The 25,275-nt window shown below is 66.2% G+C and carries 19 protein-coding genes; 12 read left to right on the top strand and 7 right to left on the bottom strand.

What is annotated here, in order from left to right:
* The first annotated feature begins 8 nt into the window (after window positions 1-8).
* The 6 genes from phnA (at window position 9) to GY40_RS14740 (ending at window position 7,506) form a co-directional block, all read left to right on the top strand.
* On the top strand, window positions 9-1,262 hold the full coding sequence (phnA, locus tag GY40_RS14765) for a phosphonoacetate hydrolase (protein ID WP_038364280.1): 1,254 nt from the start codon (window positions 9-11) through the stop codon (window positions 1,260-1,262).
* A gap of 1 nt (window position 1,263) precedes the next feature.
* Window positions 1,264-2,715, top strand: coding sequence for a phosphonoacetaldehyde dehydrogenase (phnY, locus tag GY40_RS14760; protein WP_038363421.1), 1,452 nt, complete (start codon window positions 1,264-1,266; stop codon window positions 2,713-2,715).
* A 106-nt stretch (window positions 2,716-2,821) separates the two neighbouring features.
* The gene (locus GY40_RS14755) at window positions 2,822-3,841 is read left to right on the top strand and encodes a putative 2-aminoethylphosphonate ABC transporter substrate-binding protein (protein WP_038363419.1); all 1,020 of its coding nucleotides are present in this window, start codon (window positions 2,822-2,824) and stop codon (window positions 3,839-3,841) included.
* Between the two features lie 116 nt (window positions 3,842-3,957).
* On the top strand, window positions 3,958-5,052 hold the full coding sequence (locus tag GY40_RS14750; protein WP_038364278.1) for a putative 2-aminoethylphosphonate ABC transporter ATP-binding protein: 1,095 nt from the start codon (window positions 3,958-3,960) through the stop codon (window positions 5,050-5,052).
* The gene (locus tag GY40_RS14745; RefSeq protein WP_038363417.1) at window positions 5,049-6,764 is read left to right on the top strand and encodes a putative 2-aminoethylphosphonate ABC transporter permease subunit; all 1,716 of its coding nucleotides are present in this window, start codon (window positions 5,049-5,051) and stop codon (window positions 6,762-6,764) included. The genes GY40_RS14750 and GY40_RS14745 overlap by 4 nt, the downstream gene beginning before the upstream one ends.
* Before the next feature lie 10 nt (window positions 6,765-6,774).
* Complete coding sequence (locus GY40_RS14740; protein ID WP_038363416.1) at window positions 6,775-7,506, top strand: metallophosphoesterase family protein; 732 nt, start codon at window positions 6,775-6,777, stop codon at window positions 7,504-7,506.
* Between the two features lie 10 nt (window positions 7,507-7,516).
* Here GY40_RS14740 and GY40_RS14735 read toward each other — a convergent pair whose 3' ends face one another.
* Window positions 7,517-8,386, bottom strand: a complete 870-nt coding sequence (locus GY40_RS14735; RefSeq protein ID WP_038363414.1) for a LysR substrate-binding domain-containing protein — start codon at window positions 8,384-8,386, stop codon at window positions 7,517-7,519.
* A gap of 144 nt (window positions 8,387-8,530) precedes the next feature.
* Between GY40_RS14735 and GY40_RS14730 the strand changes: the two genes are divergently transcribed.
* Both GY40_RS14730 and GY40_RS14725 read left to right on the top strand, forming a co-directional pair.
* Window positions 8,531-9,892, top strand: a complete 1,362-nt coding sequence (locus GY40_RS14730; RefSeq protein ID WP_038363413.1) for a (R)-1-hydroxy-2-aminoethylphosphonate ammonia-lyase — start codon at window positions 8,531-8,533, stop codon at window positions 9,890-9,892.
* 38 nt (window positions 9,893-9,930) lie between these two features.
* A complete protein-coding gene (locus GY40_RS14725) occupies window positions 9,931-10,941 on the top strand; it encodes a 2-hydroxyacid dehydrogenase (protein WP_038363412.1) in 1,011 nt (336 codons plus the stop codon).
* A gap of 164 nt (window positions 10,942-11,105) precedes the next feature.
* Here GY40_RS14725 and purU read toward each other — a convergent pair whose 3' ends face one another.
* The 3 genes from purU to GY40_RS14710 all read right to left on the bottom strand — a co-directional run bounded on the left by purU (window position 11,106) and on the right by GY40_RS14710 (window position 15,284).
* Entirely contained in the window at window positions 11,106-12,008 is a 903-nt protein-coding gene (gene purU / locus GY40_RS14720) for a formyltetrahydrofolate deformylase (protein ID WP_081925411.1), read from the bottom strand.
* Between the two features lie 11 nt (window positions 12,009-12,019).
* On the bottom strand, window positions 12,020-14,440 hold the full coding sequence (locus GY40_RS14715; protein WP_038363411.1) for a GcvT family protein: 2,421 nt from the start codon (window positions 14,438-14,440) through the stop codon (window positions 12,020-12,022).
* 73 nt (window positions 14,441-14,513) lie between these two features.
* Window positions 14,514-15,284, bottom strand: a complete 771-nt coding sequence (locus tag GY40_RS14710; RefSeq protein WP_038363410.1) for a DeoR/GlpR family DNA-binding transcription regulator — start codon at window positions 15,282-15,284, stop codon at window positions 14,514-14,516.
* 644 nt (window positions 15,285-15,928) lie between these two features.
* On the opposite strand from GY40_RS14710, the gene GY40_RS14705 reads away from it, so the two are divergent.
* The 4 genes from GY40_RS14705 to GY40_RS14690 all read left to right on the top strand — a co-directional run bounded on the left by GY40_RS14705 (window position 15,929) and on the right by GY40_RS14690 (window position 20,462).
* A complete protein-coding gene (locus GY40_RS14705; RefSeq protein WP_248311172.1) occupies window positions 15,929-16,735 on the top strand; it encodes a helix-turn-helix domain-containing protein in 807 nt (268 codons plus the stop codon).
* A gap of 127 nt (window positions 16,736-16,862) precedes the next feature.
* Window positions 16,863-18,149: an MFS transporter gene (locus GY40_RS14700; protein ID WP_038363408.1), complete on the top strand. Its 1,287-nt coding sequence runs from the start codon at window positions 16,863-16,865 to the stop codon at window positions 18,147-18,149.
* Entirely contained in the window at window positions 18,142-19,044 is a 903-nt protein-coding gene (locus GY40_RS14695) for an amidohydrolase family protein (RefSeq protein ID WP_051988066.1), read from the top strand. Before GY40_RS14700 ends, GY40_RS14695 begins: the two co-directional genes overlap by 8 nt.
* Entirely contained in the window at window positions 19,041-20,462 is a 1,422-nt protein-coding gene (locus GY40_RS14690; protein WP_038363405.1) for an FAD-binding oxidoreductase, read from the top strand. The genes GY40_RS14695 and GY40_RS14690 overlap by 4 nt, the downstream gene beginning before the upstream one ends.
* Window positions 20,463-20,536: 74 nt before the next feature.
* Here GY40_RS14690 and GY40_RS14685 read toward each other — a convergent pair whose 3' ends face one another.
* From GY40_RS14685 to GY40_RS14675, 3 genes are read right to left on the bottom strand one after another with little or no spacing between them, the layout of a single operon-like run.
* The gene (locus GY40_RS14685) at window positions 20,537-21,820 is read right to left on the bottom strand and encodes a cytochrome c (protein ID WP_038363403.1); all 1,284 of its coding nucleotides are present in this window, start codon (window positions 21,818-21,820) and stop codon (window positions 20,537-20,539) included.
* 11 nt (window positions 21,821-21,831) lie between these two features.
* Window positions 21,832-22,374 carry a (2Fe-2S)-binding protein gene (locus GY40_RS14680; RefSeq protein ID WP_038363401.1) on the bottom strand — a complete coding sequence of 181 codons (543 nt, stop codon included), beginning with the start codon at window positions 22,372-22,374 and terminating at the stop codon, window positions 21,832-21,834.
* Complete coding sequence (locus GY40_RS14675; RefSeq protein ID WP_038363400.1) at window positions 22,371-25,196, bottom strand: xanthine dehydrogenase family protein molybdopterin-binding subunit; 2,826 nt, start codon at window positions 25,194-25,196, stop codon at window positions 22,371-22,373. Before GY40_RS14675 ends, GY40_RS14680 begins: the two co-directional genes overlap by 4 nt.
* Between the last annotated feature and the right edge of the window lie 79 nt (window positions 25,197-25,275).

Genomic DNA, 25,275 nt, shown 5'->3' with positions numbered 1-25,275 from the left:
AGGTGATGATGAACATGCATTCGAAAGTCGGGTCGGATGTCGTCGCGAACGGTCGCGGATACGCTCGGCCGCAGCGCCCGACGGTTGTGATCTGCATGGACGGTTCGGAGCCGGCCTATATCGAGGCGGCGAGCGCCAAGGGCCTGACGCCGAACCTCGACCGGATCATGCGGACCGGCGCCAGCACATACGCCTATTCGGTGATCCCGAGCTTCACCAACCCCAACAACCTCTCGATCATCACCGGCCGCCCGCCGGCCTGGCACGGCATCGCCGGCAACTTCTTCTACGACCGCGAGGCCAAGGAAGAGGTGATGATGAACGATGCCCGCTTCCTCCGGGCGCCGACCATCCTCGCCGAGTTCCAGAAGGCCGGCTTCAAGGTCGCGATGGTCACCGCCAAGGACAAGCTGCGCACCTTGCTCGGCAAGGGGCTGGATTTCGCCTCGGGCAGCGCGATCGCCTTCTCCTCGGAGAAGGCCGACAAGGCCAACAAGGCCGAGAACGGCATCGAGAACGTGCTCGGTTTCGTCGGCATGCCGGTGCCGTCGGTCTACTCGGCCGATCTCTCGGAATTCGTCTTCGCCGCCGGCGTCAAGCTGCTGGAGACCTTCAAGCCCGACCTGATGTATCTCTCGACCACCGACTATGTGCAGCACAAGGCCGGCCCCGGCTCCGAGATGGCAGACTCGTTCTACGCCATGTTCGACGGTTATGTCGGCAAGCTCGACGCACTCGGCTGCACGCTGGTCATCACCGCCGACCACGGCATGAACGACAAGCACCTCGCCAATGGCGAGCCGGATGTCGTCTATCTCCAGAGCCTGATGGATGAGTGGTACGGCAAGGGCACGATGCGGGTGATCCTGCCGATCACCGACCCCTATGTCGTCCATCACGGCGCACTCGGCTCCTTCGCCACGGTCTATCTGCCGGATGGCACCAGCCAGGAGGAGGTCGCAGCCCGCATCTCCGGGATCGAGGGCATCGCGCTGGCGGTGACCTCGGCGGAAGCCTGCGAGCGCTTCGAGCTGCCGGCCGACCGGATCGGCGATGTCGTGGTCGTCTCGACGCGCCAGAAGGTCATCGGCACCTCGCCGGACCGGCACGATCTCTCCGGCCTGACCGAGCCCTTGCGCTCGCATGGCGGCATCACCGAGCAGCGCGTGCCGATGATCGCCAACCGGCCGATCACGGTGCCGCAGGGCCGCACGCTCCGCAATTTCGACGTCTTCGACGTCGCCCTGAACCTGGTGAACTAAGATGAACGCGACGGTGAAGCCGCCGGTGCGGCGCGAGGCGATGCGCATCGCCGGCAAGCTGGTCACGACCGACGACATGGTCGAGGTCAGGAACCCCTATGATAACAGCGTGGTCGGCCTGATCCCGGCGGCTCGGCCCGAGCATGTGCGCGAGGCCTTCGCCAAGGCCAGGGCCTTCAAGCCGACGCTCTCGCGCTACGAGCGCCAGCAGATCCTGCAGAAGACCGCCGAGCTGCTGCGCGACCGCAAGGAGCTCTTCGCCAAGCTGATCACGGCGGAAGCCGGCCTGTGCTGGAAGGACTCGCTCTATGAAGCCAGCCGCGCCTACGACGTCTGGTCCTTCGCGGCGCAGCTCACCATCAAGGATGATGGCGAGATGTTCTCCTGCGACATCTCGCCGAACGGCAAGGCGCGCAAGATCTTCACGACGCGCCAGCCGCTGCTCGGCGTGATCTCGGCGATCACCCCGTTCAACCACCCGCTCAACATGGTCAGCCACAAGCTGGCCCCGGCGATCGCGACCAATAACCGTCTCGTCCTGAAGCCGACGGAACTGACCCCGCTGACCGCGCTGGCACTCGCCGACGTGCTCTACGAAGCGGGCCTGCCGCCGGAGATGCTCTCGGTCGTCACCGGAAACCCCTCGACCATGGGCGATGCGATGATCACCGATCCCGACGCGGACCTGGTGACCTTCACCGGCTCGGTGCGCGTCGGCAAGCACATCGCCGCGACCGCAGGCTACAAGCGCATCGTGCTGGAGCTCGGCGGCAACGACCCGCTGATCGTCATGGAGGATGCCGATCTCGATAAGGCTGCCGAACTCGCCGTCACCGGCGCGACCAAGAACTCCGGCCAGCGCTGCACGGCGGTGAAGCGCATCCTGGTGGTCGAGAGCGTCGCCGACGCCTTCGCCAAGCTCGTCGTCGAAAAGGCGAAGAAGCTGAAATGCGGCGATCCGATGGATCCGAATACCGATGTCGGCTGCGTCATCAACGCCCGCTCGGCCGCGCTCTTCCAGGCCCGCGTCGACGACGCCGTCAGCAAGGGCGCCGAGGTGCTCCACGGCAAGCGGGCGGAAGGGGCGCTGTTCCATCCGACCGTTGTCGACAGGATCCCCTACACCTGCGAGCTGGTGCATGAGGAAACCTTCGGCCCGGTGATCCCGATCATCCGCGTGCCCGACGACATCGCGCAGGTGATCGCGATCTCGAACTCGACCGCCTATGGTCTCTCCTCCGGCATCTGCACCAACCGCTACGATTACATCCAGCGCTTTGTCGCCGATCTCGAGGTCGGCACCGTCAATCTCTGGGAAGTCCCGGGCTACCGGATCGAGATGTCCCCCTTCGGCGGCATCAAGGATTCCGGCCTCGGCTACAAGGAGGGCGTCGTCGAGGCCATGAAATCCTTCACCAACGTCAAGACCTGGTCCATGCCCTGGACCGCGTGAACAAGAAAAGCCAGCGCAGGCGGAGCGATCCGCCTGCGTTTTTGCATATCAGGGGAAGAAAACGTCCGAAGAGCGTTCAAACTGATCATAAAGAGGGGATGAGATCATGAAGAACTGGCTAGCTTCCTGCGTCATCGGTGCCTTTGCGCTCGCACTTCCGGGGGTCGCTCACGCGCAGAAGACCAAGGTGACGATCTACACCGCGCTGGAGAATGACCAGCTCGCACCTTTCAAGTCGTCGATCGAGAAGGCGGTGCCAGAGGCGGAGGTCGTCTGGGTCCGCGACTCCACCGGCGTCATCACCGCCCGCTTCCTCGCCGAGAAGGACAATCCCCGCGCCGACATGGTGATGGGCCTGGCGGCGTCCAGCCTCCTGATGTTCGAGAAGGCAGGCCTGCTCGAAACCTACAAGCCTGCCGGGGCCGATGCCCTGAAGCCGGTCTTCCGCGATCCCAACAGCCCCTATACCTGGACCGGCATGGACGCCTATCTCGGCGTCGTCTGCTATAATACCGCCGAGGCCAAGGGCGTCCCGGTCCCGACCTCCTGGAAGGACCTGCTCAACCCGGCCTTCAAGGGCAAGATCGTGATGCCGCATCCGGCTTCGTCGGGCACCGGCTACCTCATGGTCGCCGGCTGGCTGCAGAGCATGGGCGAGGCCGAGGGCTGGAAGTTCATGGATGGTCTGCACGAGAATATCGGCGCCTACCTGCATTCGGGCTCGGCGCCTTGCGTCCAGGCGGCGCGCGGCGAGCGCACGATCGGGCTGGCGCTCGACATGCGCGGCGCCTCCGAGAAGAGCAAGGGCGCGCCGATCGAGGTGGTGATCCCGAAGGAAGGCGTGGGCTGGGAGATGGAAGCCAGCGCCATCGTCAAGGGCTCGAAGAACCTCGCGCTCGCCAAGAAGATCGCCGACTGGTCGACCACGAAGGACGCCAACGAGCTCTACTCCAAGACCTATGCGATCGTCGCCGCGCCCGGCGTCGAGAACAAGCCGGCGAACTACCCCGCCAATGCCGAGGCGGGGATGATCAAAAACGACCTCGGCTGGATGGCCGATAACCGCGAACGGGTGCTTGCCGAGTGGTCGAAGCGCTACGAGTCGAAGGCTGCGCCGAAGAACTGAGCCTCTGCCATGCCGTCGGCCGCGTGGGCGGCCGGCGGCATGATCCGTGCAAGACGCAAGAGAAGTCCCGCCGCTCTTCGCGGGACGGATCTCTGTCCGTTCAGATGAAGGCCGGCATGATGTCCAGCAATACGACACCCTTCCTCTCCATCCGCCAGGTCGCCAAGAATTTCGGCGCGTTCAAGGCGTTGCGCGACATCAACCTGGATATCCATCGCGGCGAATTCGTCTGCTTCCTCGGCCCGTCCGGCTGCGGCAAGACCACCTTGCTGCGCGCGGTCGCCGGCCTCGATCTTCAGGACAGCGGCACGATCCATATGGGCGGGCGCGATGTCTCGCATGCCAGCCCTTCCGAGCGCGATTTCGGCATCGTCTTCCAGTCCTATGCGCTCTTTCCCAATCTCACCGTCGCCGACAATGTCGGCTACGGGCTGGTCAACCGCCGCCGCTCCCGCGACGAGATCAGCAAGCGCGTGAGCGAGCTTCTCGCCCTCGTCGGCCTGCCGGAACAGGGCAGGAAATATCCGGTCCAGCTCTCGGGCGGCCAGCAGCAGCGCGTGGCGCTCGCGCGGGCTCTCGCCACCTCGCCGGAACTGCTGCTGCTCGACGAGCCGCTTTCGGCGCTCGATGCCAAGGTGCGGGTGCGCCTGCGCGACGAGATGCGCTCGCTGCAGCAGCGGCTCGGCGTGACCACGATCATGGTGACCCATGACCAGGAGGAAGCCTTGGCGATGGCCGACCGCATCGTCGTGATGCGGGACGGCGCCGTCGAGCAGGTCGGCTCGCCCGAAGAGATCTACCGGCGCCCCGCGACACCCTTCGTCGCCGATTTCGTCGGGCACATGACCTTCATGGACGCGATCGTGACCGGTCCGGGCAAGGTCCGCGTCGACGAGCTCGACCTCGTCGTCGCCAACGCAGCGCCCTTCGCCGTGGGCACGCCGGTGAGGCTCGCGATGCGGCCCGAGGAAGTCCGCACACGCGGCATCGGCGATGACACGCCGAACCGCTTCGAGGCGACGATCGGGAACCTCGCCTTCCTCGGCTCCTATTGCCGCGCGCATCTCCAGCCGACGAGCTCGCGCGCGACCAGCATCGCCGCCGATTTCTCGACCAATGCGATGCGCGATCTCGGCATCGTTCCCGGACAGGTCCGCGCCGTCGCCTTTCCGCCCGAGGCGCTGCACGTCTTTGCCGGGGATGGACGATGAGCGATCTGGCACAGCCCCTGCCGATGACCGATACGCCCGTGAAAGTCGCGCCGCTGCGGATCAGCGAGCGCCATGTCGCCGGCGCGCTCATCCTGGCGCTCTGCGCGGTGCTGGTCCTGATCATCGCGCTGCCGCTCTGGGCGCTGCTGTCCAAGAGCCTGGAGGACACGCAAGGCAAGTTCGTCGGCCTCGCCAATTTCGTCAGCTACGCGACGACGCCCTCGCTGTTCTATTCGCTGCTCAACAGCCTGCTCGTCGCCGGCGTGACCACCGTGATCGTGGTGCCGCTCGCCTTCCTGTATGCCTATGCTTTGCGCCGGAGCTGCATCCCGGCCAAAGGCGCGTTCTATGCCGCCGCGATGGTGCCGGTCTTCGCGCCCTCGCTGCTGTCGGGTCTCGCGCTGATCTATCTTTTCGGCAATCAGGGCATCCTGAAATCCCTGATGATGGGCGCCTCGCTCTATGGCCCCATCGGCATCATCGCGGCCGAAGTGCTCTACTGCTTCCCGCACGCGATGCTGATCCTCGTCACGGCGCTGGCGCTTTCCGACGGGCGCCTGCGCGAGGCAGCGGACGCGATGGGCACCTCGCGCTGGCGCATCTTCCACACGATCACCTTGCCGGGCGCGCGCTATGGCGTGATCAGCGCGACCTTCGTCGTCTTTACGCTGGTCATCACCGATTTCGGCATTCCCAAGGTCATCGGCGGCCAGTTCAGCGTGCTGGCGACTGATGCCTACCGGCAGGTCGTCGGCCAGCAGAATTTCCCGATGGGCGCCGTCGTCGGCATCATCCTGCTGGTGCCGGCCGTGCTCGCCTTCTTCGTCGACCGCGTCGTGCAGCGGCGTCAAAGCGCCATGCTCTCGGCCCGCGCCGTACCTTACGCCCCGCATCCGGACCGGCGCCGCGACCTCGCGCTGCTCGGCTTCGTCGGCCTGATCGCGCTCGCCATCGTCGGCCCCTATGCGGTCGCCTTCTGGGGCTCCTTCGTCAAATACTGGCCCTATAACCTGTCGCTGACGCTGAGCAATTACGACTTCGCCCAAGTGGAGCCCGACGGCTGGGGCACCTATGCCAACTCGCTGATGCTGGCCTCGCTCACGGCGGTGATCGGCACGGCGCTGATCTTCACCGGTGCCTATCTGATCGAGAAGGTGAAGCTCTTCCCGCGCCTGCGCGCCTTCGCCCAGTTCCTGGCGATGCTGCCGATGGCGGTGCCCGGCCTCGTGCTCGGCCTCGGCTATGTCTTCTTCTACAATGCCGGCTGGAACCCGCTCGGCTTCCTCTACGGGACGCTGACGATCCTGGTGATCAACACCGTCGCGCATTTCTACACGGTCGGGCATATCACGGCGCTGACCAGCCTGAAGCAGCTCGACGGCGAGTTCGAGTCGGTCTCGGCTTCGCTCAAGGTGCCGTTCTGGTCGACCTTCCGGCGCGTCACCGCGCCGATCTGCCTGCCGGCGATCCTCGACATCGCCGTCTATGTCTTCGTCAACGCGCTGACCACGGTCTCCGCCGTGATCTTCCTCTATGGAGCAGACACCAAGCTCGCCTCGATCGCGATCGTCCATATGGACGAGGCCGGCGCCATGGCTTCCGCAGCGGGCATGGCGAGCATCATCATGGTCACCGCCATCGCGGTGAAGCTCGCTCATGTCGGCCTCGACCAACTGGTCTTCGGCCGCTTGCAGCAATGGCGCCAGCGCTAGGATGCCGAGCATGCGCCTGGGCGTGATCGCCGATGTCCATGGAAACCTGCTCGCGCTCGAAGCCGTGCTCGCGAGGCTCGACGAGATGTCCGTCGATCGCCTCATCAATCTCGGCGATTGCGCTTCCGGACCGCTCTGGCCGGCCGAGTCCGTCGCGCTGCTGCGTTCGCGCGACATGAGCCACGTCCGGGGCAATCACGACCGGGCTCTCGGCGCGCCCTCGCCCGAGGGACTGGGGGCATCCGACGGCTATGCCTGGCGCGTGCTCGATCCGCAGGCGCGCGGCTGGCTGGCGGGCCTGCCGGTCGAGACCATGGTCGAAGGGGCGCTCTGCTTCCATGCAACCCCCGACCATGACGAAACCTACCTGATGGAAGAGGTGTATGATGGCCGTCTCGTGCCTTCGTCGATCGCGGCGATCGAACAGCGCCTCAAGGGACGGACGGCGCCGCTGATGCTCTGCGGGCACAGCCATCTGCCGCGCGCTGCGCGACTGAGTTCCGGTGCGATCGTGCTCAATCCCGGCAGCGTCGGGAATCCGGCCTATGACGACACGAACCCGACCCATGTTTCCGAAAGCGGCATGCCTCATGCCCGCTTTGCCGTCGTGACGCTCGGCGAGGAGATCGCGATCGAACATCACCTCGCGATCTACGATTGGGAGCGCTCGGCCAAACGGGCAGAGGCGAATGGACGCGCCGACTGGGCGCACGCCTTGCGAACCGGGACAGCGCTTCCGTAGCACGGCGCGCTCAACCGCGCAGGGATCGTGCCAGCGCGAAGAAGGCCTGGATCGCCTTGCTGTTGCGGCGCTCGTGCAGGCAGATCAGCTTCTCGTGCATCTTGAGCGGCGGCCCGTCGAGCGGAATGCGGACGAGCCGCGGATCGTCCTCGCCGAACTCGGCCGCCGAGACGAAGCCGATCCCGCCGCCCGCCGCCACGATGGCGCGCACCGCCTCGCGGCCCTCGGCCTCGACCGCATGAGCGAGCGTAACGCCCTGCTCCGCCGCATGCTGTTCCAGCAATTGCCGCGTACGCGACCCGCGCTCGCGCATGACCAGCGGCCAGCTCGCCAGCTCTTGCAGCGAAAGCGCTGAGCGCGCCGCAGCCGGATGACCTTTGGCGGCAAAGGCGATGATCGGCGAGACATTGAGCGGCAGCACTTCGAAGGGCCGCTCGTCGCCGAGTTCGCCGAGCACACCGATCTCGGCATCGTAGCCGATCAGCGTCTCGACGATGCTGCCGGTATTGCCCTGCGCGATCGAGACCTGGATGCCGGGATGGCGTTCGCGAAAGGCGGTGAGCACATCGAGCACATGATGCACGGAATCCGCGACGATCCTGAGCGCGCCGGTCCGCAGCGAACGCTCCTCCTGCAACAGCTCCAGCGCCTCGCCCTCGGCACCGAACAGGCGATGCGTGACGGCGAGCAGCTTGTGCCCCGCGGGCGTCAGGACGACCTGGCGGTGCCGGCGGCTGAATAGCGCGACATCGTATTCCTCTTCCAGCTTGCGGACCTGATCCGAAATCGCCGGCTGGGTGAGGTTGAGCGCGAGCGCCGCTTTCGAGAAGCCGCCGGACAACGCGACCTGATGGAAGGCACGGAGCTGAACGTAGCGCATGGCGGGCGGAGCCTCGAAAAGCCGACGCGGAATGATATCGCTGAAATTTATACTAGGATATGAAATAGCGATTTTTCAGATTGATGGAACGAAGGCATTCTGAGCCTCGACAGCGCCCGACAGGCGCGAACCGAGGCCTTTGCCATGCGCGCCGAAACCGCCGCCATCGTCCATACCGAAGGCGAATCCAACACCTCCGCGGCGCGCAGCGACTGGTCCGCCAGCATCGGCGATGCCGGAACCCGCGCATTGCTGGCGCGCGACTCTGCCGCCTTCCTGCACCAGAGCCTGTCCAGCCCATGCCTGACCGCCATCGCCAAGGCCGAGGGCATCTGGATCGAGGACACGATGGGGCGCCGCTACATGGATTTCCATGGCAACAGCGTCCACCATATCGGCTATGGCCACCCGCGCCTGAAGGAGGCGATCAAGGCACAGCTCGACGAGCTCTGCTTTGCGCCGCGGCGCTTTACCTGCGAGCCGGCGGTCGAGCTTGCCGAGACTCTCGGGCGGCTGGCGCCGGGCGATCTCGGCAAGGTGCTCTTCACCACCGGCGGCTCCGACGCCATCGAGGTCGCGCTCAGGCTCGCTCGCGCCGCGACCGGCCGCTTCAAGACGCTGTCCTTCTGGGACGCCTTCCACGGCGCCGGCTTCGGCGCCTCCAGTGTCGGCGGCGAGGCGACTTTTCGGTCCGGCATCGCCGGGCCGCTTCTGCCGGGAGCGGAGCATGTCGCGCCTTGGGCGAACCATCACTGCGCCTATGGCCACAACAGCCTCGAGGATTCGGCACGCGCCTGCGCCAGCATGATCTCCTATGTGCTGGGCCGGGAGGGCGATTTCGCGGCGCTTGTCGCGGAGCCGATGCGGGCGACGCCCAATCCGCCGGCGCCAGGCTTCTGGAAGCAGATCCGCGAAGCGTGTGATCGCCACGGCACGCTCCTGATCTTCGACGAGATCCCGACGGGGCTGGGCAAGACCGGCCGCTTCTTCACATGCGAGCATGACGGGGTGATGCCTGACATCCTCGTCCTCGGCAAGGCGCTGGGCGGCGGCATCCTCCCGATCGCCGCTGCGATCGCCCGGCGCGACCTCGATGTCGCTGGCGACTATGCGATCGGTCACTACACCCATGAAAAGAACCCGGTGACGACGCGCGCAGCGCTGACCACGATCGCGATCATCCGCGAGGAAGGATTGCCGGAGCGCGCGGCCGAGCTCGGCGGCGAGGCGATGCAGCGCCTGCGCATGTTCGCCGAGAGCTCGCGCCATGTCGGCGACGTGCGTGGACGCGGGCTGATGTTCGGCGTCGAGATCGTGGCGGACAAAGACGACATGGCGCCGGACAACGCGCTCGCCGAGCGGGTCTATTATCGCTGCCTCGAGGCCGGGCTCAGTTTCAAGATCAGCCAGGGCAATGTGCTGACGCTGTCGCCGCCGCTGGTCATCGCGCAGTCCGATCTCGAGCGGGCGCTCGGCATCGTCGAGACGGCGATCGCCGCGGGCTGAGCCACGCATTCTCCCCACGAAAGCCAGGGATGTAGCCGTTGAAGGCCGTCAGGACGGATCGCGAATTGGAATGCCCGGATATCGATGCCGGCCTCAGGGCGCGCGGCGTCGAGCTCGTCACCTTGCCGGACGGGATCCCTGAGGCCGAGCTGATCGAAGCCATCGTCGACGCCGATCTGCTGTTGATGTGCTACACGCCGATCACCGCGCGCGTCATCGCCGCCGCGCCGAAGCTGAAGGGAATCGTCAAATACGGCGTCGGCATCGATGCGATCGACATTCCCGCGGCCATCGCGCGCGGGATACCGGTCGTGAACGTGCCCGAATACGCCGAAGAGACGGTTGCCGAGGGCGCCTTTGCCCTCATGATCGCGCTGGCCAAGCGGATGCCGGCGATCGGCCGCGCCATGCCGGCCGAGGGCTGGATCTGGCCGGAGCAGCGCTGGCTCGGCCGCGACATCTCCGGAGCGACGCTCGGCCTCGTCGGCGCGGGCAAGATCGGGCGCAGCATGGCCAGGATGGCGGGGCAAGGGTTTCGTGCCCGCGTGCTCGGCTATGACCCCCATGTCGACGGGGCCACGCTGGCCGCGGCAGGGATCGAAAAAGTCGACGACCTGCGGACGATGCTGCGCGCCTGCGACTTCGTCTCGCTGCATTGCGTCCTGAATGCCGCCACGCGGGGATTGATCGGCCAGACCGAACTCGACTGCCTGAAGCCCTCCGCCGTGCTGGTCAATGTCTCGCGCGGCGCGCTGATCGACGAGGCGGCGCTGGTCGAGGCGGTGCTGGCGGGGAGGCTCGGCGGCGTCGGGCTCGACGTCTACAGCCAGGAGCCGCTCGCCCGTTCCGGCCATCCGCTCAGCCCCTTGTTCGGGCGCGAGGACGTCATCCTGTTCCCGCACCTGACCTTCTTCACGGCCGAGGCGATGCGGCGGCTCTCGGACGACACGCTGGCGCGCTGCTTCGAGATCCTCGACGGCAGGCCGGTCCAGATCCGCTCGCACGACCCGCGCCTGCGGGCGCAGACGCGGAATGTGGCTTTCGCCTGAGCCATCATGGTCCAGGTGATCGTTTTCCTCGGAAACGCAGCGTCATCCCGGGCTTGACCCGGGATCCATCGGAGGGCTCCGGAGCTCTACGATGGATCCCGGATCGGCGCTGCTGCGCAGCTTGTCCGGGATGACGGTGTGGTTCTGAGGAGAACGCGTCGGTCTTATCGGAAGATCACCGTGCGGCGGCCGGCGAGCATCACGCGGCGCTCGATATGGAGCCTGAGCGCCCGCGCCAGCACGACCGCCTCGATATCGCGCCCGGCACTGACCAGATCGTCCGGCGTCAGCGAGTGGTCGGCGCGGCCAACGTCCTGGTCGATGATCGGGCCTTCGTCGAGATCGGAGGTCACATAATGCGCGGTGGCTCCGATCAGCTTCACGCCGCGATCATAGGCCTGATGGTAGGGCTTCGCGCCCTTGAAGCTCGGCAGGAACGAGTGGTGGATGTTGATCGCCCGCCCGTCGAGCGCGCGGCAGAGGTCGTTCGAGAGCACCTGCATGTAGCGGGCGAGGATGACCAGCGATGCTTCGGTCTGCGCGACGATCTCCAGCAGCTTGGCCTCCTGCTCGGCCTTGGTGGCCGCCGCGACCGGCAGGTAATGGAACGGAATGCCGTAATTCTGAGCCAGCGGCTCGAAATCGCGGTGGTTCGAGACGATGGCCGGGATTTCGATGTTGAGATTGCCGGTCGCCTGCCGGAACAGCAGGTCGTTCAGGCAATGGCCGAAGCGCGAAACCATCAGGACGACGCGCTGCGGGCGCGTCGGGTCGATGGTATCCCATGCCATGCGGAAGGTTCCGGCGACGCCGTCGAATTCGCGCCGGAAGGCGGCCTCGTCGAAGCGATCGCCCGCCGCAAAGGCGACGCGCATGAAGAAGTGGGCGTCGCGCGGATCACTGAACTGCGCGCTCTCCAGGATGTTGCAACCGTGCCGGTAAAGCACGCCGCTGACGGCGTGGACGATGCCGGGCCGGTCCTCGCAGGAAAGGGTGAGGATACGGACGGGCTTCTGCACGGCGATGTCGCGGGGAATGCTGAGCGAGAGCGGCGCAAGGTCGGTCATGGCCGCGCGCCTCACGCCGGCTTGCGATCGAGAGGTGCCGCGAGGCTGGCCGTGACGGCGACGGCCGTCCCTGCCAGATCGATCGTCCATTTGCGGGCATCGAGCCAGGCTTGATCGATCGGTTCGTGGCTTTCGGCCCAGCCGAGCGCGACGATTCCATCGACAGTCGCACCGAAGGCCGCCGAGGTGATCTCGCCGACGGGCTTGCCGTCGGCCAGGATCGCCTCGCCGCCCCAAGCCATCTGGCCGGTCGGACGTGGGCCGATGAGCGCGATGAGCCTTTTGATGCGTGGTTCGGCCTTGGCGGCGACAAGGGCTTCGCGACCCATGAATTCGCCCTTGTTCAGATTCACGGCGAAGCCGAGACCGGCCTCGTAGGGATTGATATCGGGCGTCAGCTCACGTCCCCAGGCGCGAAAGCCCTTCTCGATGCGCAGTGAATCGACGGCGTAGTAGCCGACATCCATGAGGCCGAGATCGGCCCCGGCCTTGTGGAGCGCGTCATAGATCGCTGGCGTGAACTCGACGGGAGCGTACAGCTCGAAGCCCTCACCGAGATAGGAACGGCGGCACGCCCAGCTCGTGGCATAACCGATCGTGATCTTGCGGATGGCATTGGCCGGGAAATCGGCGAGGTCGAAGGAGGTCGGCGAGAGACGGGCCAGGATCTCCGCCGCATTCGGCCCGGCAAGCGAGAGCACGGCATAGGCCGAGGTCACGTCCGTCAGCGTCGCGCCCTCCGGGAGCTGGCGCCTGATCCAATGCGCGTCGCGCGTCGCCTGGGCGGTACCGGTCAGCAGAAGATAGGTGTCCGGCGCAATCCGGGCCGCCGTCAGGTCGCTCTCGAAAGTGCCGCGCGCGTTCAGGAGAGCGGTGTAGACGGAGGTGCCCACGGGCACGGCAACGTCGTTGGCGGCCAGACGCTGCAGCGCAGCCTGGGCCTTTGGCCCCTGCAGCAGGAACTTGGCGAAGCTCGACATGTCGACGAGGCCCGCTGCCTCGCGGCAGGCCCGGTGCTCGGCCGCGACCGTCTCGAACCAGTTCTGCGGCCCGAAGGAATAGCGGATCACGCGCTCCTCCTCGGAGCGGGCAAAGTAGTTCGCGCGCTCCCAACCCATTTTCGAGCCGAAGACGGCGCCCTTGGCCGCCAGGCGATCGTAGAGCGGCGAGCGCCGGAAGGGCCTTGCCGTATCGAGCTCGCGGTTCGGCCAGGGCATGGCGTAGTGAAGGCCGAGCGTCTCCTTGATACGGTCCTTCAGCCAGGCCGGGTTGTTGTTGAAATCCGCGAAGCGGCGAATGTCGACCGGCCAGAGATCGCTCGTCGCCTCGCCCTCGACGATCCACTCGGCCAGCGCCCGGCCGGCGCCGCCGGCCGAGGCGATGCCCATCGAGTTGAAGCCGGCCCCGACATAGACGCCGGCCACTTCCGGCGCCTCGCCGAGCAGAAAGTTGTTGTCGGGCGTGAAGCTCTCGGGACCGTTGAGGAAGGTCTTGATCTCGGCTGTCTCCAGCGCCGGCACGCGCTCCAGCGCGTTCTCCATCAGGATGCCGAACTGGTCCCAATCGTCGGGCAGGAGCTGGAACTCGAACGGGTGGGGGATGCCGTCCATGCCCCAGGGCTTCGCGTCCGGCTCGAACCCGCCCATCACGAGCCCGCCGACCTCCTCCTTGAAATAGATATAGCCGTCGGGATCGCGCATCACCGGCAGGTCCGGCGAGACGCCGGCGATCTTGCCGGTGACGATGTACATATGCTCGGCCGAATGCAGCGGCACAGACACACCGCACATCTGGCCGATGGCGCGCGACCATTGCCCGGCGCAGATGACGAGAACCTCGCATTCGACCCGGCCCTGATCGGTCTGCACCGCCTTGACCCGGCCCTTCTCGGTCTCGACGCCGGTGACGCGGATGCCCTCGCGCACGGTCGCGCCGCCGCTGCGGGCGCCGCGTGCCAGCGCCTGCGTGATATCGGAGGGGTTCGCCTTGCCGTCGCCGGGAAGCCAGACCCCGCCAAGCAGATCGTCGGTGCGCATCACCGGCCATTTGTCACCGGCCTCCTGCGGGCTGAGCTCCTCGATCTCGACGCCCTGTGCCCGCGCCGCCGAAATCGTCCGGCGCAACTGCGTCATGCGCTCCGGCGTCCGGGCGACGGAAACCGAACCGCAGCGTTTCCACCCGGTTGCGAGCCCGGTTTCGTTCTCCAGCGAGGCGTAGAGCTCCGTCGAATAGCGGATCAGGCGCGTCATGCTGGACTGGCTGCGGAGCTGCCCGACGAGGCCCGCCGCATGCCAGGTCGTGCCCGAGGAGAGGCGCCCCTGCTCAAGCAGCAGCACGTCGCGCCAGCCGAGCTTGGTCAGGTGGTAGGCGACCGAGCAGCCGATGATACCGCCGCCGATAATGACGACGCGAGATTGGGAAGGAATGGACATGAGCGCCTCCGCGATGAAGGCAGCCTATCGCGTCAAAACACAAAAAACAACAAAAACCACAAAATCAGTCAAATTAACCGGCGAGCACGCGAACCCTGTTTTCGGCGAGTTTTGCACCGATCGTCTCTGGCGGAAGCCGGTCGACCAGCAATGCAGCGCAACGCTCCTCGCCCTCGATCCGACTGGGTAAAACCAGCCCGAACTTGCTGCTGTCGGCCATGAGAAAGCCTTGCTCCGCCGCGTGCAGAAGCGCACCCCGGATCGCCGCTCCGGCGCGGTTGTAGTCGGTGAGCCGACCTTCCATGTCGACCCCTCCGACGCTGACAAAGGAAAGGTCTGCCGAGAGGCGCGCAATCGCCCGCAGGGCCTCGGAACCTGAGGTGGCGTCCTCATTGCGGTCGAACTCGCCGCCGATCAGAAAGACCCGGGCCCCCGGCAAGCGGCTGACCAACCGCGCGTTTTCCAGGGACGTCGTGTGGACCACCAGCCTCTTGCGGTCCGATCTGGCCAGCGCGCGGGCTACGGCTTCGGTCGTCGTGCCGGAATCGAGCAGGATCGTCATGCCGTCGCCGAGCATCGAGGCCGCCAGGCTGGCGATCCGTTCCTTGCCCTCGCGATTCACGGACCGGCGGCTCGCGAACGATGCTTCCGAGCGCTCGTTGCGAATGGCTCCGCCATGAACGATCGACAGCCGTCCGTCTGCGGACAAGACCTTGAGGTCGCGCCGGATGGTTTCGCGCGAAACCTCAAGCGATCGGGCAAGCTCCTCGACAGTGACGGATTCCAGCCGATCGAGGTCGTCCAGGATGGCGCGATGCCGTCGCGCTGCGATATCGCGTGTCATGCAAACGAGACCAAAAGTCCGATCCAGCGGATGAATTCAATCGGCATATGCCCGCGACGGGCGCTTGGCAATCGAGCTCGCTTGGCCATTGGCGCAGCGGGAACAAGCCTCTTCTGGCAGGATCAGGAGCCCAGATTCGCCATCGACCTCCAGTGCCCCGCCAGTGACAGGACGATCGCACAGAGCGCGGCGCCGTTCGGAGTGTCGGCCGCCCGAAGCATTCGTCTGCTCCGCTCCTGCTTCCCGCGAGGGTTTCCAGATATGTAAGGCCGATCTCTTCGCGGCTGCGCGGCTCGGTGCAAGCCGCATATTCGCTGGTCAGCGGCCGCTGCATGGGGATCGGCGGATCCGGTTGCTCGAACGGGATTGGGCGACTGGCGCGGCACGCAAGCCGGAGTTTGCATCGCGGCCCGTTCGCAAACTGTCCGGTGAGATCAACGTCGACCGTTCTGTCGCGGAATCGAACCTAAGATGGCTGCGGGGTCGTTGGTGGCCAGTCCAAACGATCGATGCTATTGGAGGCGGTCTTTGCAGCTTGATCCAATTCGATGCAGCTGAACCCGCTTCTTCACGCTGAGCTTGTCACAGGTCGAAGGCAGTCAGCTCTCATCGATCTTTGGTCGACGACAGGCTTTGCTGCGGCCGTGAGCGAGGTGACCGGCCCACATCTCTACGAGTTTGGCGAACTGCCTGTCCCGACGGTCGCGATCACACTCTACGACGTCCGCCGCCACGTGTTGATCGAAGATGGTCGGATCCGGCGCGACGGGCCTGTTCATGCGGGGCGTTTTCGCATCGGGCAGCCGGGGCGCAGTGTCGTCGTGGATGCGGTGCCCGAGGTCGGATCCGGAAAACTGCTTCTGCTCTACCTTGGCAAAGCGCTGCTCAAGGAGGTCGGTGCCGCGCGCGGATCAGCCGCCCCGATCGCTCTGATGGACATGGCTTGGGATATCGAAGATCCGCTGCTGAAAATGTCGGCCCAGCGGCTGGTCGAAGCGAGCGACAGCGGCCAGCGGCCCAATGCGCTCTTGGCCGAGCAGATCGCCTACACGCTCGCGCTGCACCTGTCGGACCGTTACGCAGCTCCTGGCTCGCCGAAATCCGATCGTCTCCCGAGCCTGGACGAGACGATGCGCGCCCGCGTTGCAGAGTTCGTACAAGCCAACGCCAGCGCTCCGGTCACCTTGGCTGAGATGGCGCAAGTGGCTGGCATGACCCCTTCCAGCTTCATCCGAAGTTTCAAGCGCTCCACCGGTCTTACACCGCACCGTTTCGTGGTGGAACAACGCGTGCTCGCCGCCCGGCGACTGCTCGCGAACTCCAATCTGCCGATCGTCGAGATCGCCCTCGCGGTTGGCTTCTCCTCGCAGTCGCATTTCGGCGTCGCTTTTCGAGCCATAACGGGCGAGAGTCCGGCGCGCTATCGCCGCCTGCAGCGCGGGCACGGATAATTTTTCGACAAAACGGCGGACGTTGGTGTGCCGTTGGAGAATTTTCCGGCAGACGTCTCCCAACGTTTTGGAAGACCTCTCCTTCGAGCTGATCGCCCATGGAAGGCGAATGCAAGGGAGGTTACGAATGCCGACATCTTCAAGCACGATCACGCCGGTCGAGGATACCAGCCTGACCGGCTTCTACAGGGACATGACCGCTCCCGAGAAGCGCACCTTCTGGGCCTGCGCGACGGGCTGGGCGCTCGACGGCATGGACTTCATGATCTATCCGCTGGTGATCGGCACGATCATTATGCTCTGGCAGGTCGATGCCGGCACCGCGGGTCTTGCCGGGACGGTAACCTTGCTTGCCTCAGCGCTCGGCGGCTGGGGGGCCGGCTATCTCGCCGACCGCATCGGCCGGGTCCGTACCCTGCAGCTGACGATCATCTGGTTCTCGTTCTTTTCGCTGCTCTGTGCGTTCGCGCAGAATTTCGAGCAGCTCCTCATCTACCGCGCCTTGCTGGGCCTCGGCTTTGGTGGCGAATGGGCCGCGGGTGCGGTGCTGATGGGCGAGACGATTCGCGCGCAATACCGGGGCCGGGCCGTCGGCTCGGTCCAGTCGGGTTGGGCCGTCGGCTGGGGGCTCGCCGTGCTGGCGCAGGCCGCGCTGTTCTCCCTGCTGCCGGCCGAGCAGGCCTGGCGCTGGATGTTCGCGATGGGAGCGCTGCCGGCGCTGCTGGTCCTCTATCTGCGCGCCTATGTGAAGGAGCCGGAGATCTCGGTCGAGGCTCGCGCCAAGCTGGCCATCTCCGGCGATCGCCCGTCGATCCTCGAGATTTTCCAGGGCCCGATCCTGAAGACGACGATTCTCGCTTCGCTCGTCACCACCGGTTGCCAGGGCGGCTACTACGCCATCACCTTCTGGGTGCCGCGTTTCCTGACGACCGAACGGAAACTCTCCATCGTGAGCTCGACCGGCTATCTCTCGGCGCTCATCATCGGCTCCTTCATAGGCTACCTCGTCGGCGCGTGGTTCGCGGACAAATACGGCCGCCGCAGCCTGTTCCTGACCTTTTCGCTGGGGGCTATGGTGGTCGTCCTCGCCTATACGCAGCTCCCACTCTCGAACGAGCTGCTCTGGGTTCTCGGCTTCCCGCTCGGCTTCTTCGCCTCCGGCTATTTCTCCGGCATGGGCGCCTTCTTGACGGAACTCTATCCGACCAGGCTGCGCGGCTCCGGCCAGGGCTTCTGCTACAACTTCGGGCGCGGTGTCGGCGCGCTCTTCCCCTTCCTCGTCGGCTATCTGTCGCAGATCACGACTCTCGCCAACGCGATCTGCCTCTTTGCTCTGTTCGCCTATGTGCTGTTTTTCTTGGCCGCCTATGGGCTGCCGGAAACGCGCGGCAAGGTGCTGCACGCCGATGGTTGAGATGAATTCTGCAATCGAGCCGGCGCCAGCTTGCCCGGGGCCCGATCCCCATCCGCACCGGCCGACGCGCTTTGTGGTGCCGCAAGGCGCAGTCGATACCCACGCCCATGTCATCGGGCAGCCTCCGGCTCACCCTTTCGTGGCCGACCGCAGCTACACGCCGGGACCAGCCACACCGGAAAGCTACCTCGCTATGCTGGACGCGACCGGCATGACCTATGGCGTCCTCGTCCAGGTCAGCGTGCATGGCATGGACAACAGCCTGATGGTCGAGACCCTGAGGGCGAACCGCGAGCGACTCCGTGGCATCGCCGTCATTCCACTCGGCCTGCCCGACCGGGAGCTGGCGGCGCTCAAGGAGGCTGGCGTTGTCGGCCTGCGCCTCAACATCCTCTATGGCGGCGGCATCGGCTTCGACCAGCTGGACGACTATGCCGCGCTGGCCAGGGAGTTGGGCTGGCATCTGCAGTTCCTGATCGATGCCAGGGACCTGCCACCGCTGGGGCCGAAGCTCGCCCGGCTGCCCGTCCCCTTCGTCGTCGATCACTGGGGACATTTTCCGGTCTCGCGCGGTATCGCCGATCACGGCTTCCGGACGCTTCTCTCGCTCGTGCGCGACGGGGCCTGGGTCAAGCTTTCGGGTGCTTACCGCAACACGGTTGAGGGGCCGCCCTACGCCGACACGATCCCTTTCGCCCGCCTGCTTCACGAGGCTGCACCCGAACGCTGCGTCTGGGGTTCCGACTGGCCGCACGTCGCGCACTGGCAGCATATGATGAATGTCGGCGACCTGCTCGACCTCCTCGCCGATTGGGTGCCCGATCCGGCCGGCCGTGACCGCGTCCTCACCGAAAACGCGCACCGCCTCTATGGCTTCGGGCAGCAAGGCTCATGACAGATTCCACCAGCACATACGACGCGCTCCTGGCGGCACTGCACTCTGTCCTGGGTGACGCCGGTCTCGTCCTGACCGGTGAAGCCATGTCGCCTTACTGCGTGGACTGGCGTGGCGAGTTCGGTGCGCCTGCCCTCGCAGTGGCCCGGCCAAAGACCGTCGATCAGGTCTCTGCCGTGGTGCGGGTCTGCGCCGAACGGAACATCGCGATCGTGCCGCAAGGCGGCAATACCAGCCTCGCTGGCGGCGCGGTTCCGATTGCCGGACGCGCCCAGATCGTGCTCAGCCTGTCGCGGATGAAGGCGATCCGCGCCATCGACCCTGTCGGCATGACCATGACGGCCGAGGCCGGGGTCGTGCTCGAAACCGTGCAGGAGGCGGCGCGGGAGCATGAGCTGCTCTTCCCCATCAGCTTCGCGGCGCAGGGGTCCAGCCAGATCGGCGGCATCATCTCGACGAATGCCGGCGGCATCAATGTGCTGCGCTATGGGATGACGCGCCAGCGCGTGCTTGGGCTGGAAGCGGTCCTTGCCGATGGCTCGATCGTCGAGGGCCTGCGCCATTTGCACAAGGATAATGCCGGATACGACTGGAAGCAGCTCCTGATCGGAGCCGAGGGCACACTCGGGATCGTCACCGCGGCGAGCCTGCGCCTGGCACCTCGGCCGAAACATAAGATCACCGCGCTTCTCGCCGTGCCCGATCCAGAATCTGCGCTGGCCTTGCTCAGACATGCCACCGCCCAGCTCGGCGACGCGATCGCTGCTTTCGAACTGATCTCGCCGTCCGCGCTGGCTCTGGTGAAACAGCATTTCGGGTTGAAGCCGCCGATGGAGATGCAATCCTGGGCGGTGTTGATCGAGGCAGCGGCGAGCCTGTCAGGTTTGCGCGACGCGATGGAAGTGGCTTTGACGATGGCGCTGGAGGCTGGGGACGCCAGCGACGGCGTGATCGCCGAGACGGAGGCGCAGGCCGCGGCCCTGTGGGCCCTGCGAGAGCATGTAACCGAGGCCGAGCTGAAATCCGGACGCAGCGTGAAGCATGACGTATCCGTGCCGATCAACCGCATCCCCGATTTCATTCGCGATGCCACGAGCGCCCTGCACAATGCCTTCGACGGGCTACAGCTCGTCGTGTTCGGCCATGTCGGGGACGGGAACGTCCATTTCAACGTGCTTGGCGCTGCAGTCGAAGCCAAGACGGCCATCAACCGTGTCGTCCATGACGTCGTGGCCGGACATCAGGGCAGCATTTCCGCCGAACACGGAATTGGCAGCTACCGGGTTTCCGAACTGGCGCACTACAAGCAACCGAGCCAGCTCACATTGATGCGGACGTTGAAGCGCGCGCTGGATCCCAGCAACATCTTCAATCCCGGAAAAGTCCTCAATGACGGAAGGTCGTTTTCCGAGAAGTGATGCTTGCCGTCGACCTCGATGACGATGCGCCGACGGCTGGGAAGGAGATTACCGGGCCGCGAGGCGAGCTGGCCTCACCGAAACTTCGCAATCTCCTCATCCGTCACGATCGGCTGCCGCCCGCCCCAGCGAGCCCGCATCCAGTTCGTCAGGTCGGCGAGCGCCTTGTCATCGAGCAGCTCGGTGAAGGCCGGCATCGCCTCCATGCGCTCCAGCCCAGGAAAGCGCTGGGCGGGAATGCCGTGGAGCACGGCGCGGACGAAGTTCCGCGGGCTCGCGAGCCGCAGCGAGGCGTTGGTCGACAGCGGGATTGCGACATGCGGGATGCCCTGGCCGTCGGCGCCATGGCAGCCAGCGCAAAGGTTGAGATAGGTGCCGCGCCCCGCCGCAGCGACGGGTGCCGGAACCTCCACGGGCGCGGGAGCCGGCGGCGGAACCGGCGTTGCGGGCAAAGCGTCGAGGTCGAAGAGATAGGCGGCCATCGCCTGGAGATCGCCCTCGCTCATGTACTGCGTGGAGAAATGGACGACCTCGAACATCTGGTGCGTCATCGAGCCCTGTGCCGACAGGCCCGACTTCATGAAACGGGCGAGCGTCAACGGGTCGAACCCCATCCGCCCGAGGCCTTCCTTCGTGATGTCAGGCGCCTCGACCCCTTCGATCACGGCGCCCTTCAGATAGGCGCCGGATTCCATCCCCTGGAGCAGGTTGCGCGGCGTGTGGCATTCGCCGCAATGCCCCAGCGCATCGACGACGTAGCGGCCGCGGTTCCAGGCTTCGGATCGCGCGGCGTTCGTGGCGAAGCCCTCTCGCCGCAGGTTGAAGAGGTTCCAGAAGGTGAGAGACTGGCGGATGTTGAACGGGAAGGAGAGCTCATTCTCCCGGTTCGGCACCCGCATCGGCTCGCGGGTCATCAGATAGGCGTAGACGGCGTCGACGTCCTCCTCGCTCATCTCGCGATAGGAGGCATAGGGCATGGCCGGGTAGAGGTGCCGCTCGCCCTTGCCGACGCCGTCCCTGACCGAGCGATGGAATTCCGCCCGGGTCCAGGCGCCGATGCCGAATTCCTTGTCCGGCGAGATGTTGGTGGCGTAGAGCGTGCCGAAAGGCGTCTCGAAGGGCAGCCCGCCCGCCCAGGCGGCGCCGTCCTTGGCGGTATGGCAGGCATAGCAGTCGGCGGCGACCGCGACATAGGCGCCGCGCTCGGCGAGCCACTTCATCTCGTCAGCGCCGAGAGGGCGCTCGACGGCCTTGGAGACCACGCTGGTCTCGAGCGCGCCGAAGAACACGCTGCCGGCGACGGCGGCCCCGGCGAGGATCACGGCTGCGGCGGTGAGCAGGAGAGTCCGTTTCTTCATCGCCGGCCCCGTCACCCGCTGACCAGGCCGGGCGTGGCGAGGATGAGGTCGCGTACGGCCGTATGGTAGCGCACATAGCCGGTACACCGGCAGATGTGCTTGTCGAGCGCTTCGGTCACGACCTGCTCCAGTTCCGCACGGGCGACCGGCTTGCGCTTCAGCCGGTCGATCAGGACGGTCGCGCCCGTGACGAAGCCCGGCGTGCAATAGCCGCACTGGAAGGCGAAGTGCTCGATGAAGGCCTGCTGGACCGGCGACAGGACGATCTCGCCCTTCGCGTCATGCCTGGCGTGCCCCTCGACGGTCACGACCGTCCTGCCGGCGAACCAGTGCGCGCCGGTGATACAGGTGCGCATCTCCCTGAGCGCGCCGCCCTCGCCTTCGACGATGACGGTGCAGGCGTGGCAGATACCCTGGCCGCAGCCCATGCGGGAGCCGGTGAGGTTCAGGTACTCGTGCAGGAAGTCCTGCATCATCAGCCCTTCCGGCACGTCGACGGGGCCGACCGGCCTGCCGTTGACGGTGAGGGCGAGCGGTTTCGTCTCGGTCGTCATGACAGGGCCTCCCGGATCTTCTCGGGCGTGATCGGCAGGTCGTGGAAGCGCTTGCCGATCGCATGCGTGACGGCATTGGCGATGGCCGGCACCACGGCGATCATCACCACCTCGGCGATGCCCTTCGGCGGGTCGCTGTCGGAAAGCGGGGGCAGCACCTCCGCCGTCTGCGACCAGAGGGCGACGTCCTTCGCACGTGGCAGCTCGTAGCGGTTCCAGTTCCAGGTGCCGTCGCCAGGACCGTCCTCGTAGAGCGGCAGATACTCCTTGAGGGCGTGCCCGATGCCCATGGCGATGCCGCCCTGGATCTGGCCGGAAACCAGCTCGGGCACGACCTGCCGGCCGCATTCGAGGATGGAGTGGTGGGAAAGCAGGGTGACGGTGCCGCTGCCGATATCGACCGAGACTTCGGCGAGGGTCGCCATCGGCGCGTAATAGGTGACGCCGGCATTGTTGCGTTGGGCGGGCGGATAGGACACTGCGGCCCGCTCGATGAAATGCCAGCCACCCGTCGTCATCGACCGCTTGTGCTCCTCCGACGCCCCTTCGCCGTAGCGCAGGGCGAGTGCATCGATCGACAGCCGCAGGCGGCCGCGCTCGGGCACGTCGAACTCGGCTTCCGTCCATTGCCAGCGGTTGAAGGTATGAACCGTCACGCCGGTCGGCAGGCCGAGGCGATGCGCTTCCGCCGCCACCGCCTCGAAGGCGAGCGAGGGCATGCCGCCTGCGTTGATCATGCCGCCCCCGAGCCGCAGATCCTCGCGGCGCACGTCGTAGGGCGCGAGCGCGCCGCCGCCTGTCCCGCGTGACCAGAGGGACCTGGCCGCCGGCCAAAGCGCGAGGTCGACGAGGATTCGGGCCGCCTCGCGCGTCGCATGGCCGAGATAGTAGACGCTGTTCGTCGCGCTCATCGGCGAGGTGATGCGGGGTGTCCAGCGCGGGTTCTGCTTGCGCCGGTCTTCCTCGTCCTGGCTCAGCGTATAGGGCTCGTCCGTCGTCTCGAGCGGCATCTGCGGCCAGCGCACGACGCCGTACTCGGTCTCGTCCGGCACGCGGCCGAGAATCTCGCCGACCATGATCGCCTGCGAGGTCGTGACGCCGGGCCCCATCTCGTGGGCGACGTGGCGGAAGCTGATCCGGCCGCGCGGGTCGAATTCGAGCGAAGCGAGCGCGGCTTCCGCGCCGGTGCCGTAATCCTTCTGCACATGGCCATAGCCGACACCGTATTTCTTGCCCGGATTGGCCGCCTCGAACGTCTTCTTCTTCTGCGCGCGTGCGCTCCAGAGCGGATGCGCCCTGGCCTTGAGCAGGATCTCCTCATTACGCAGCGCGCCCGCCGGAATGGCGCCCTGGGTGTTCTTCATGCCGGAGCGGAAGACGTTCCTCAGCCGGAGCTCGATCGGATCGATCCCGAGCAGCTCCGCCGCCTCGTCGACCATCATCTCGGTCGCCGACATGGACTGGAGCGTGCCGTAACCGCGAGTGGAACCGGCCTCGACCGCCCGCGACGCGAAGGCGGCGGCCGAGAAGTCGCTCTGCGGCAGATAGTAGATCGACTGCGCCGCCGTGGCGCCGACGAAGGCGACGGAGAAAGAGTAGTTCGCCCGCCCGCCGCCATCGGTCCTGAAATGCCCGGTCATGATGCGGAACTTGCCGGTGCTGCGGTCGACGACCAGCGTGTTGTCCATCCAGAAGGCATGCCGCTTGAGGCCCGTCTGGAACTGCTCGAAGCGGTCGTTGGCGAGCCGCACCGGCCGTCCCTCGCCATAGAGGCCGGCGAGCACGCAGAAGAGCGGGAAGATGTAGTGATCCTTCGTCCCGTAGCCGACGGTGTAGCCGACCTTGAGGTCGACCTCCTTCAGGAGGAATTTCGACGTCGACACCAGCTCGGCCGAGACCTCCGCCACCTCATAGGGCGACTGCGAGGCGGCCATGACGTGGAGCACGCCCGTCGCGGCGTCGTACCAGACATTGCCGTTGTCGGCCTCCATGGCGGAGGCGTCGATCGACTGCGAGAAATAGCTCCGCTTCAGGACGAGCGCGTCGCTGCCGGCTGCGGCGATGTCCTGCTCGATCTGCGCCGCGGCGGCCATGCCGCGCGCCATGGCATCGCCCTCGCCGGGGCTCGGCCAGACGGCCTTGTCGCCGGAGAACTTGCCGAAGATGACGCTGTCCTTGAACGGCGAATAGCGGTCCTCGGCCTCGGGCGAGCCGCCGTCGATGCGCACATAGCGCGAGGCGCCGTAATGCGGCGGCTGGTTGTAGGGGGTCGCCGCGCCGTAGCGCACGACGCTGTCGTCGAAGCGGACCTTGCGCTTGGCGGCGTCGTAGCGGGCGAAATCGCGATAGATCAGCAGCGCGACCGGCTGGCCGAGCAGGCGCGGCGTCTCGCCCTTCGGCACCAAGAAGACGTCGCCGAAGAAGTCGGGGTGGGGCACTGTGATACCGTCCGCGACGAGATCCTCGTGCAGCACCATCCGGTCGGGCTTCAGCGCCTCGCCGAGAACCGTCAGGTCGATGCCCTCGAAGCTCCTGTCGGCCTTGGTCGCGTGGAGGAGGAAGGCGTGCGACTGCTCGCGCGGCCAGCCGGGAAGATCCGCGGCGCGATAGTCTCGCGCAAAGGTCTTGGCTCCGGTGACCTTGGCGATGGCATCGAGGCGATAGCGCGGCCGGCCGGCGGGCGTGAGCCAGTCCGGGCCGGGCCGCGGCGGCGTCTCGATCAGCCGGGCCCCGGCCGGCGGCGCGAGGAAGGAGACGTTGAGCGCGACGCCCGCCGCCGCTCCAGCCCGCAGGAACCCTCTGCGTGAAATGCCGGCTCCCATTCTTCTCCTCCCGCCCTGCGTATCCGCGCTAACGGCGCCGCCCGCCGATCTGCGCCTGTCGTTGTGTCGAGGGCGCAAG

Origin of the sequence: Allobosea sp. UNC402CLCol (genome assembly GCF_000745475.1) — a bacterium.
In the GTDB taxonomy this organism is placed as follows: Bacteria; Pseudomonadota; Alphaproteobacteria; order Rhizobiales; family Beijerinckiaceae; genus Allobosea; species Allobosea spartocytisi.
This window is presented reverse-complemented; position numbering and strand designations above follow the sequence as displayed.

Bases quoted from the DNA above. Each gene is read 5' to 3' on its own strand.
- phnA (WP_038364280.1), top strand. From the start codon at position 9: ATGAACATGCATTCGAAAGTCGGGTCGGATGTCGTCGCGAACGGTCGC.
- phnY (WP_038363421.1), top strand. From the start codon at position 1,264: ATGAACGCGACGGTGAAGCCGCCGGTGCGGCGCGAGGCGATGCGCATC.
- GY40_RS14755 (WP_038363419.1), top strand. From the start codon at position 2,822: ATGAAGAACTGGCTAGCTTCCTGCGTCATCGGTGCCTTTGCGCTCGCA.
- GY40_RS14750 (WP_038364278.1), top strand. From the start codon at position 3,958: ATGATGTCCAGCAATACGACACCCTTCCTCTCCATCCGCCAGGTCGCC.
- GY40_RS14745 (WP_038363417.1), top strand. From the start codon at position 5,049: ATGAGCGATCTGGCACAGCCCCTGCCGATGACCGATACGCCCGTGAAA.
- GY40_RS14740 (WP_038363416.1), top strand. From the start codon at position 6,775: ATGCGCCTGGGCGTGATCGCCGATGTCCATGGAAACCTGCTCGCGCTC.
- GY40_RS14735 (WP_038363414.1), bottom strand. From the start codon at position 8,386: ATGCGCTACGTTCAGCTCCGTGCCTTCCATCAGGTCGCGTTGTCCGGC.
- GY40_RS14730 (WP_038363413.1), top strand. From the start codon at position 8,531: ATGCGCGCCGAAACCGCCGCCATCGTCCATACCGAAGGCGAATCCAAC.
- purU (WP_081925411.1), bottom strand. From the start codon at position 12,008: ATGACCGACCTTGCGCCGCTCTCGCTCAGCATTCCCCGCGACATCGCC.
- GY40_RS14715 (WP_038363411.1), bottom strand. From the start codon at position 14,440: ATGTCCATTCCTTCCCAATCTCGCGTCGTCATTATCGGCGGCGGTATC.
- GY40_RS14710 (WP_038363410.1), bottom strand. From the start codon at position 15,284: ATGACACGCGATATCGCAGCGCGACGGCATCGCGCCATCCTGGACGAC.
- GY40_RS14700 (WP_038363408.1), top strand. From the start codon at position 16,863: ATGCCGACATCTTCAAGCACGATCACGCCGGTCGAGGATACCAGCCTG.
- GY40_RS14695 (WP_051988066.1), top strand. From the start codon at position 18,142: ATGGTTGAGATGAATTCTGCAATCGAGCCGGCGCCAGCTTGCCCGGGG.
- GY40_RS14690 (WP_038363405.1), top strand. From the start codon at position 19,041: ATGACAGATTCCACCAGCACATACGACGCGCTCCTGGCGGCACTGCAC.
- GY40_RS14685 (WP_038363403.1), bottom strand. From the start codon at position 21,820: ATGAAGAAACGGACTCTCCTGCTCACCGCCGCAGCCGTGATCCTCGCC.
- GY40_RS14680 (WP_038363401.1), bottom strand. From the start codon at position 22,374: ATGACGACCGAGACGAAACCGCTCGCCCTCACCGTCAACGGCAGGCCG.
- GY40_RS14675 (WP_038363400.1), bottom strand. From the start codon at position 25,196: ATGGGAGCCGGCATTTCACGCAGAGGGTTCCTGCGGGCTGGAGCGGCG.